Origin of the sequence: Nocardia sp. NPDC057663 (genome assembly GCF_042799895.1) — a bacterium.
Classification (GTDB): Bacteria; Actinomycetota; Actinomycetes; order Mycobacteriales; family Mycobacteriaceae; genus Nocardia.
In genome coordinates, this window is sequence record NZ_JBHVHX010000015.1 from 153406 (window position 1) to 160061 (window position 6656).

At 67.1% G+C, this 6656-nt stretch carries 7 protein-coding genes; 5 read left to right on the forward strand and 2 right to left on the reverse strand.

Annotated features, from left to right (window positions below; all coding sequences use genetic code 11):
• Positions 1-119 precede the first annotated feature (119 nt).
• Entirely contained in the window at positions 120-743 is a 624-nt protein-coding gene (locus ACFVAV_RS26275; RefSeq protein ID WP_379037972.1) for a hypothetical protein, read from the forward strand.
• A 58-nt stretch (positions 744-801) separates the two neighbouring features.
• On the opposite strand, the gene ACFVAV_RS26280 is transcribed toward ACFVAV_RS26275, so the two are convergent.
• Both ACFVAV_RS26280 and ACFVAV_RS26285 read right to left on the reverse strand, forming a co-directional pair.
• Positions 802-1089, reverse strand: a complete 288-nt coding sequence (locus ACFVAV_RS26280) for a hypothetical protein (RefSeq protein ID WP_379037973.1) — start codon at positions 1087-1089, stop codon at positions 802-804.
• A gap of 113 nt (positions 1090-1202) precedes the next feature.
• Entirely contained in the window at positions 1203-2654 is a 1452-nt protein-coding gene (locus tag ACFVAV_RS26285) for a short-chain fatty acyl-CoA regulator family protein (protein WP_379037975.1), read from the reverse strand.
• A 155-nt stretch (positions 2655-2809) separates the two neighbouring features.
• On the opposite strand from ACFVAV_RS26285, the gene prpD reads away from it, so the two are divergent.
• The 4 genes from prpD to ACFVAV_RS26305 all read left to right on the forward strand — a co-directional run.
• The gene (gene prpD, locus ACFVAV_RS26290; protein ID WP_379037976.1) at positions 2810-4312 is read left to right on the forward strand and encodes a 2-methylcitrate dehydratase PrpD; all 1503 of its coding nucleotides are present in this window, start codon (positions 2810-2812) and stop codon (positions 4310-4312) included.
• On the forward strand, positions 4312-5226 hold the full coding sequence (gene prpB / locus ACFVAV_RS26295; RefSeq protein ID WP_379037977.1) for a methylisocitrate lyase: 915 nt from the start codon (positions 4312-4314) through the stop codon (positions 5224-5226). Before prpD ends, prpB begins: the two co-directional genes overlap by 1 nt.
• Positions 5226-6350, forward strand: coding sequence for a bifunctional 2-methylcitrate synthase/citrate synthase (locus ACFVAV_RS26300; RefSeq protein ID WP_379037979.1), 1125 nt, complete (start codon positions 5226-5228; stop codon positions 6348-6350). Before prpB ends, ACFVAV_RS26300 begins: the two co-directional genes overlap by 1 nt.
• A 104-nt stretch (positions 6351-6454) precedes the next feature.
• Positions 6455-6656: biotin carboxylase N-terminal domain-containing protein (locus ACFVAV_RS26305; RefSeq protein WP_379037980.1), on the forward strand; the 202-nt coding region annotated here is incomplete at its 3' end.

The following is a 6656-nucleotide window of genomic DNA, read 5'->3' on the forward strand; positions in this document are numbered from 1 at the left end:
CGCGTCCGACGATCCGTCGCACGATATGAGGCATTGTGCGGACGGTAACGGTGGAGGACAGTGGGTATGTCCGGTGGCGCCCACCGGGGCGTCGCCTTTACGGGAGTAGGAGGTGGCTCGTGTACGCACGTTCAAGCACCATTGCGGCGCAGCCGTCGTCGATCGACGGCGGGCTCGCATACCTCCGCAACGAGGTGATGCCGAATCTGCCCGAGCTGGAAGGCTGGGTCGGCATGTCGCTGATGTTGGACAGGTCGACCGGGCGCTGCATCGCCACAACAGCGTGGGAATCCCAGGATGCGCTGCATGCCAGCAGCCGGCGCGTCCAACCAATGCGTGAAGGCCTCGCCCAGGCTCTGAGCGGGCCGGTCCAGAAGGTCGAAGAATGGGAAGTCGCGGTCATGCATCGCGATCACCTGGCCGGCGCGAACGCGTGCACCCGGTGCACCTGGGTGCAGGTCGATCCATCGGGTGTCGATCTAGCGATCGACACGTTCAAAACACAGCTGTTGCCGAAGTTCGAGGAGCTCGAAGGATTCCGCAGTGCCAGCCTGTTCGTCGACCGGGCGACCGGCCGCGGAGTGGGCTCCACTGTCTGGGCGAGCCGCGAGGAGCTGGACAGCAGCCGGGAGCACGCGGAGCGGATCAGGGCGATGGCAACCAAAACCACGGGTGCCAAGATTCTCGAGGTGGCGGAGTTCCGGCTGGGATTCGCTCACCTGCGCGTGCCTGAATTGGTCTGACATGAGGAGACATCCGGCCGGGAGTACGGACTCCCGGCCGGATGATTCTGTTCGGATGTCACACGGAATCGCTGCTGTGGGTCGCGAGGTAGACGAGCACACTCGTGGCGAGCGCGAACGCGCCGAGAACGCCACCGGCGATGGTGTCGCCGCGGTTGGTGGCCACCCCACGTTCGATCCTGTCCCAGCCGATGAATGCCGCGGCCACCGCGGCGACGGAGGACGGCACCGCCACGAACTCCGTGGCGAACGGGATGAACGAGAACACACAGGCGACGATGCCGAGCACCAGCGACGCGAGTCCGGCGCCGTTACGTGGTGGCGGCGAGGCCTCGGTGTCGGGCACTCCACGAGAGTAGCCCGCACCGGGTCGCCTTCGCGTGTTCGACAACCTTCCGATTGGAAGGCTGGGGGAATCAGCCGAGCAGGTCTTCGGCTTGCCGGCCGTCGAGTTCGGAGTTACGCGGGTCGACCAGGACCAGGCGCATGTTCTCGGTCGGCCGGGGTGTAGGGGATATTGGCGGCCCGGTTCTGGTCGACGCGGATCGCCCGGCCCAGTTGTGGGAAGGCGCGCTGGGCGCAGTCGGGGCGTTCGCAGATCTTGCAGCCTGCGCCGATCGGCACCGCGGTGGTCTCGTCGTGGATCGGCAGCCCGTGGGAGTAGACGAGCTTCTCGGCGTAGGCGAGGTCGCAGCCGAGGCCGATCGCGAAATCCCTTTTGGGAGAGAGGTATCCGGGTGTGCTCTCGTCGGTCGTGCGGGCCAGCCACAGGTACTTGCGCCCGTCGGGCATCTCGGCGATCTGGGTGCGGATCCGACCCGGGGTGGTGAATGCCTCGTGCACCACCCACAGCGGGCAGCTGCCGCCGACCCGGGAGAAGTGGAAGGCGGTGGCGGACTGCCGTTTGGAGATATTGCCCGCGCGGTCGGTGCGGACGAAGAAGAACGGTACCCCGCGCTGGTTCGGGCGCTGCAACGTCGAGAGCCGGTGGCAGACGGTCTCGAAACCGACCTCGAACATCGACGACAACAGATCGATGTCGTAGCGCAGTTCTTCGGCGGCGTTGCGAAACCTGGTGTACGGCAGGATCAATGCGCCCGCGAAGTAGTTCGCCAGACCGATCCGCAACAGCTCACGGGAGCCGGCGGGCATCGTCTCCACCGACGCGGTGAGCGTGTCGATGGTGTCGGCGTGGGTGAGGAACGCCAGCTGGGTGGCGAGCTGGAAGGCCCGCTGTCCGGGGGAGAGCCTGCGGGCGAGGGTGATCTGGCGGGCCTGCGGATCGTAGATCCGTTTGGGGCCGGGGTCGGTGGGGTTGTCGGACCGGATGGTGACGGTGATGTCGTGGCGTTCGTGCAGCAGCCGGGTCAGCTGCAGGTCCAGGCCGCCGATGCTGAGCCGGTTCCGGGTGAAGAGCTGCTCGGCGGCGTGGTCGAGTTCAGGGATGTGATTGCGCCGATCGTAGAAGAAGTCGCGGACGTCTTCGTACGGCATCGCCGTACCGGGTTCCACGGCCGAGCCCTCGATGCCGGCGGAGAACTGCTCCATCTGCTCGGTGGCTCCGCGCAGGCGCCGATGCAGGCTGACCAACAGCCTGGCCGCGCCGGGTGCCCGGGTCATCAGGTCGTCGAGTTCGGCGTTGGTGACCGAGGACCCGTCGGGGTCGTCGGCGAACACGTCCTGCAGGTCGGCCAGCAGCCGGGCATCGGTGTCGGCGGCGAAGAAACCCATGTCCAGGTCGAAGGTGGCATTGAGCCGCAGCAGAACCTGTACGGTCAGCGGTCGCTGGTCGTTCTCGAGCTGGTTGACGTAACTCACCGATAGCCCGAGCACCTTCGCCATCCCCGATTGGGACAGTCCCCGCTGTTCACGCAGCGTCCGCAGCCGCGCGCCCGCGTACATCTTCTGCATAGCGCCAATGTAGCAGCAGTGGGTTTCACAACTTACGCAAATTTGCCGATTCTCGTCCACAAGATTTGGCATTTGCGGTGTATTTCGCGGTAAACGCAGCGTGTGTAACGTGCGAAACAAGCAGCAGAAATTCCCCGCTCCTGGAGGCCGCAACCGTGAAGAACCATCTCGTCCGCACGCACCGTTCCGCCGAGGACTTCCCGCGGGAAGAACACCTCGCCTGGCGGATCGCCGAGGTTGCCACCGACGCGGTGCCGGTGGCCGCGGAGACCGAGGAGATGATCGTGAACCGGATCATCGACAACGCGTCGGTGGCGGCGGCCTCGATCACTCGCCGTCCGGTGGCCAACGCGCGCGCCCAGGCGCTGGCGCATCCCTACGGGCCCGGCGCCGCGGTATTCGGTGTGCCCGGCCGGTTCTCCCCGGAGTGGGCGGCGTGGGCCAACGGTGTCGCGGTGCGGGAGCTGGACTTCCACGACACGTTCCTGGCCGCCGAGTACTCGCACCCGGGTGACAACATCCCGTCGATCCTCGCCGTCGCCCAGCACACCGGCCGCAGCGGCGCCGATCTGATCCGTGGTCTGGCCACCGGTTACGAGATCCAGGTCGACCTGGTCCGCGCGATCTGCCTGCACGAGCACAAGATCGACCACGTCGCCCACCTCGGCCCCTCGGCCGCGGCCGGCATCGGCACCCTGCTCGGCCTGGACACCGAGACGATCTACCAGGCGATCGGGCAGGCCCTGCACACCACGACCGCCACCCGCCAGTCCCGCAAGGGCGAGATCTCGAGCTGGAAGGCCTACGCACCGGCCTTCGCCGGGAAGATGGCGGTCGAAGCGGTCGATCGCGCCCTGCGCGGTGAGGGCGCCCCGGCCCCGATCTGGGAGGGCGAGGACGGTGTCATCGCCTGGCTGCTCGGCGGGCCGAACGCGGAGTACTCGGTGCCGCTGCCCGGTCCCGGCGAGCCCAAGCGCGGCATCCTCGACACCTACACCAAGGAGCACTCGGCCGAGTACCAGAGCCAGGCCCCGATCGACCTGGCTCGCCGGATGCGCGACCGCATCGGCGATCTCGACCAGATCGCCACGATCGTGCTGCACACCAGCCACCACACCCACTACGTCATCGGCACCGGATCCAACGACCCGCAGAAGTTCGATCCGACGGCGTCGCGGGAAACCCTCGACCACTCGGTGATGTACATCTTCGCGGTCGCCCTGCAGGACGGCACCTGGCACCACGAACGCTCCTACGCCCCCGAGCGCGCGCAGCGCCCCGACACCGTCGAGCTGTGGCGCAAGATCTCCACCGCCGAGGACCCGGAATGGACCCGGCGCTACCACTCCACCGACCCGAACGAGAAGGCCTTCGGCGCCCGCGCCGAGATCACCTTGAAGAGCGGCGAGGTGATCGTCGACGAGCTGGCCGTCGCCGACGCCCACCCGCTCGGCGCCCGCCCCTTCGCCCGCGACCAGTACATCGCGAAGTTCCGCACGCTCGCCGAGGGCGTCATCGACCCGGCCGAGCAGGATCGTTTCCTCGACGTCGCCCAGCGCACCCCCGAACTGACCGCCGCGGAGCTGGGCCAGCTGAACTTCACCGTCTCCGACGAGGTGCTCGCCCGCGCGCCGAAGCTGCCGAAGGGGCTGTTCTGATGACCGGCCTGCTGGCCTCGGCGACCTCGGCCGCCGACAAGCGCCTCGCGTTCCGGGCCGGTCTGGCATCCGAGCGGATCCAGCGGTTCCCCGGCGCGTTCAATCCGCTGGTGGCCAAGCTGATCCAGGAGATCGGCTTCGAGGGCGTCTACGTCTCCGGCGCGGTGGTCTCCGCCGATCTCGCGCTGCCCGATATCGGGCTCACCACGCTGACCGAGGTCGCCGCACGTGGTCAGCAGATCGCCCGGGTCACCGACCTGCCGGTCCTCATCGACGCCGACACCGGCTTCGGTGAGCCGATGAGCGCGGCCCGCACCGTCAGCTTCCTCGAAGACGCCGGGATCGCCGGCGCGCACTTCGAGGATCAGGTCAACCCGAAGCGGTGCGGCCACCTCGACGGCAAGGCCGTGGTCCCCGTCGAAGAAATGGTCCGCAGGCTGCGGGCAGCGGTGTCCGCACGCCGCGACCCGAACTTCGTCATCTGCGCGCGCACCGACGCCGCGGGCATCGAAGGCATCGACGCGGCGATCGAACGTGCCGAGGCCTACGCCGAGGCCGGTGCGGACCTGATCTTCACCGAGGCCCTCACCGGGGTCGCCGAGTTCGAGAAGTTCCGTGCCGCGGTCGCGACGCCGTTACTGGCCAACATGACCGAATTCGGCAAGTCCGAACTGATCTCGGCCCAGACGCTGGAGTCCATCGGCTACAACGCCGTCATCTACCCGGTCTCCACCCTGCGGCTGGCGATGTTCGCCGCCGAGGCCGGGCTGCGCGAGATCTACGAACAGGGCACCCAATCCGGTCTGCTCGACCGGATGCAGCACCGCAGCCGCCTCTACGAACTGCTGCAGTACGAGCGCTACAACGAATTCGATTCCGACATCTTCAATTTCGCTCTGGGAAGGGACCAGTGATGACGGACATCGCCGTACCGACCATCTACAAGGGACTCGCCGGTGTCGTCGTCGACACCACCGCGATCTCGAAGGTGGTCCCGGAAACGAACTCGCTGACCTACCGCGGCTACGCCGTGCAGGACCTGGCCGCGCACTGCTCCTTCGAGGAGGTGGCCTACCTGCTCTGGCGTGGTGAGCTGCCCGATCACGTCGAACTGGAACGGTTCTGCCAGCAGGAACGCGCGTCCCGGCGCGCGGACCGGTCGCTGCTGTCGCTGGTGGCGAAGATGCCCGACAACTGCCATCCGATGGACATCGTCCGCACCGCGATCAGCTACCTCGGCGCCGAAGACCCGGCCGAGGACGACAACGCGGCACAGGCCAACCGCGCCAAGGCACTTCGGATGTTCGCCGTGCTGCCGACCATCGTGGCCGCCGACCACCGTCGCCGCCACGGCCTGGATCCGATTCCGCCGCACTCGCATCTGGGATACGCGGAGAACTTCCTGAATATGTGCTTCGGCACGATCCCGTCGCGGGAGCTGGTCAAGGCGTTCGAGGTCTCCCTGATCCTCTACGCCGAGCACAGTTTCAACGCCTCCACTTTCGCCGCGCGAGTCGTCACCTCGACCCTGTCCGATATCTACAGCGCGGTCACCGCCGCCATCGGCGCGTTGAAGGGCCCGCTGCACGGCGGTGCCAACGAGGCGGTCATGCACGACATGCTCGAGATCGGTGATCCCGTCCGGGCCGAGGAGTGGTTGCGCACCAAGCTGGCGCACAAGGAAAAGGTGATGGGCTTCGGCCACCGGGTCTACAAGAACGGTGATTCCCGGGTGCCCACGATGAAGAAGGCGTTCCTCGACATCGCCGCCGCGACCGACGGCGGCACGTGGGTGCAGATGTACGAGACGCTCGAACGCACCATGGACGAGGCCACCGGCATCAAGCCCAACCTCGACTTCCCGACCGGCCCCGCCTACTACCTGCTCGGATTCGATATCGAGGTGTTCACCCCGATCTTCGTGATGAGCCGGATCACCGGCTGGACCGCGCACATCATCGAGCAGGGCGAATCCAATGCCCTGATCCGGCCCCTGAGCGAGTACATCGGGGTGCCGCAACGGGCGGTCGTGGCCTAGCTCGCAGATAGTCCTTCGTCGGCGGCTCGCACCACTGTGCGGGCCGCCGTCTCGTTCCGGCGCACCACCCCTCGCGCCCTGACTCGACAAGGTCGACCGAGAAGATGTTTTCCCAAGTCCTGGTAGCCAATCGCGGCGAGATCGCGATTCGCGCCTTTCGCGCGGCATACGAACTCGGTGTCGGCACGGTCGCGGTGTTCCCATATGCGGATCGCAATTCCCAGCACCGGCACAAGGCCGATCAGTCGTATCAGATCGGCGAGGAAGGGCACCCCGTCCGGGCGTACCTGTCGATCGAGGCGATCA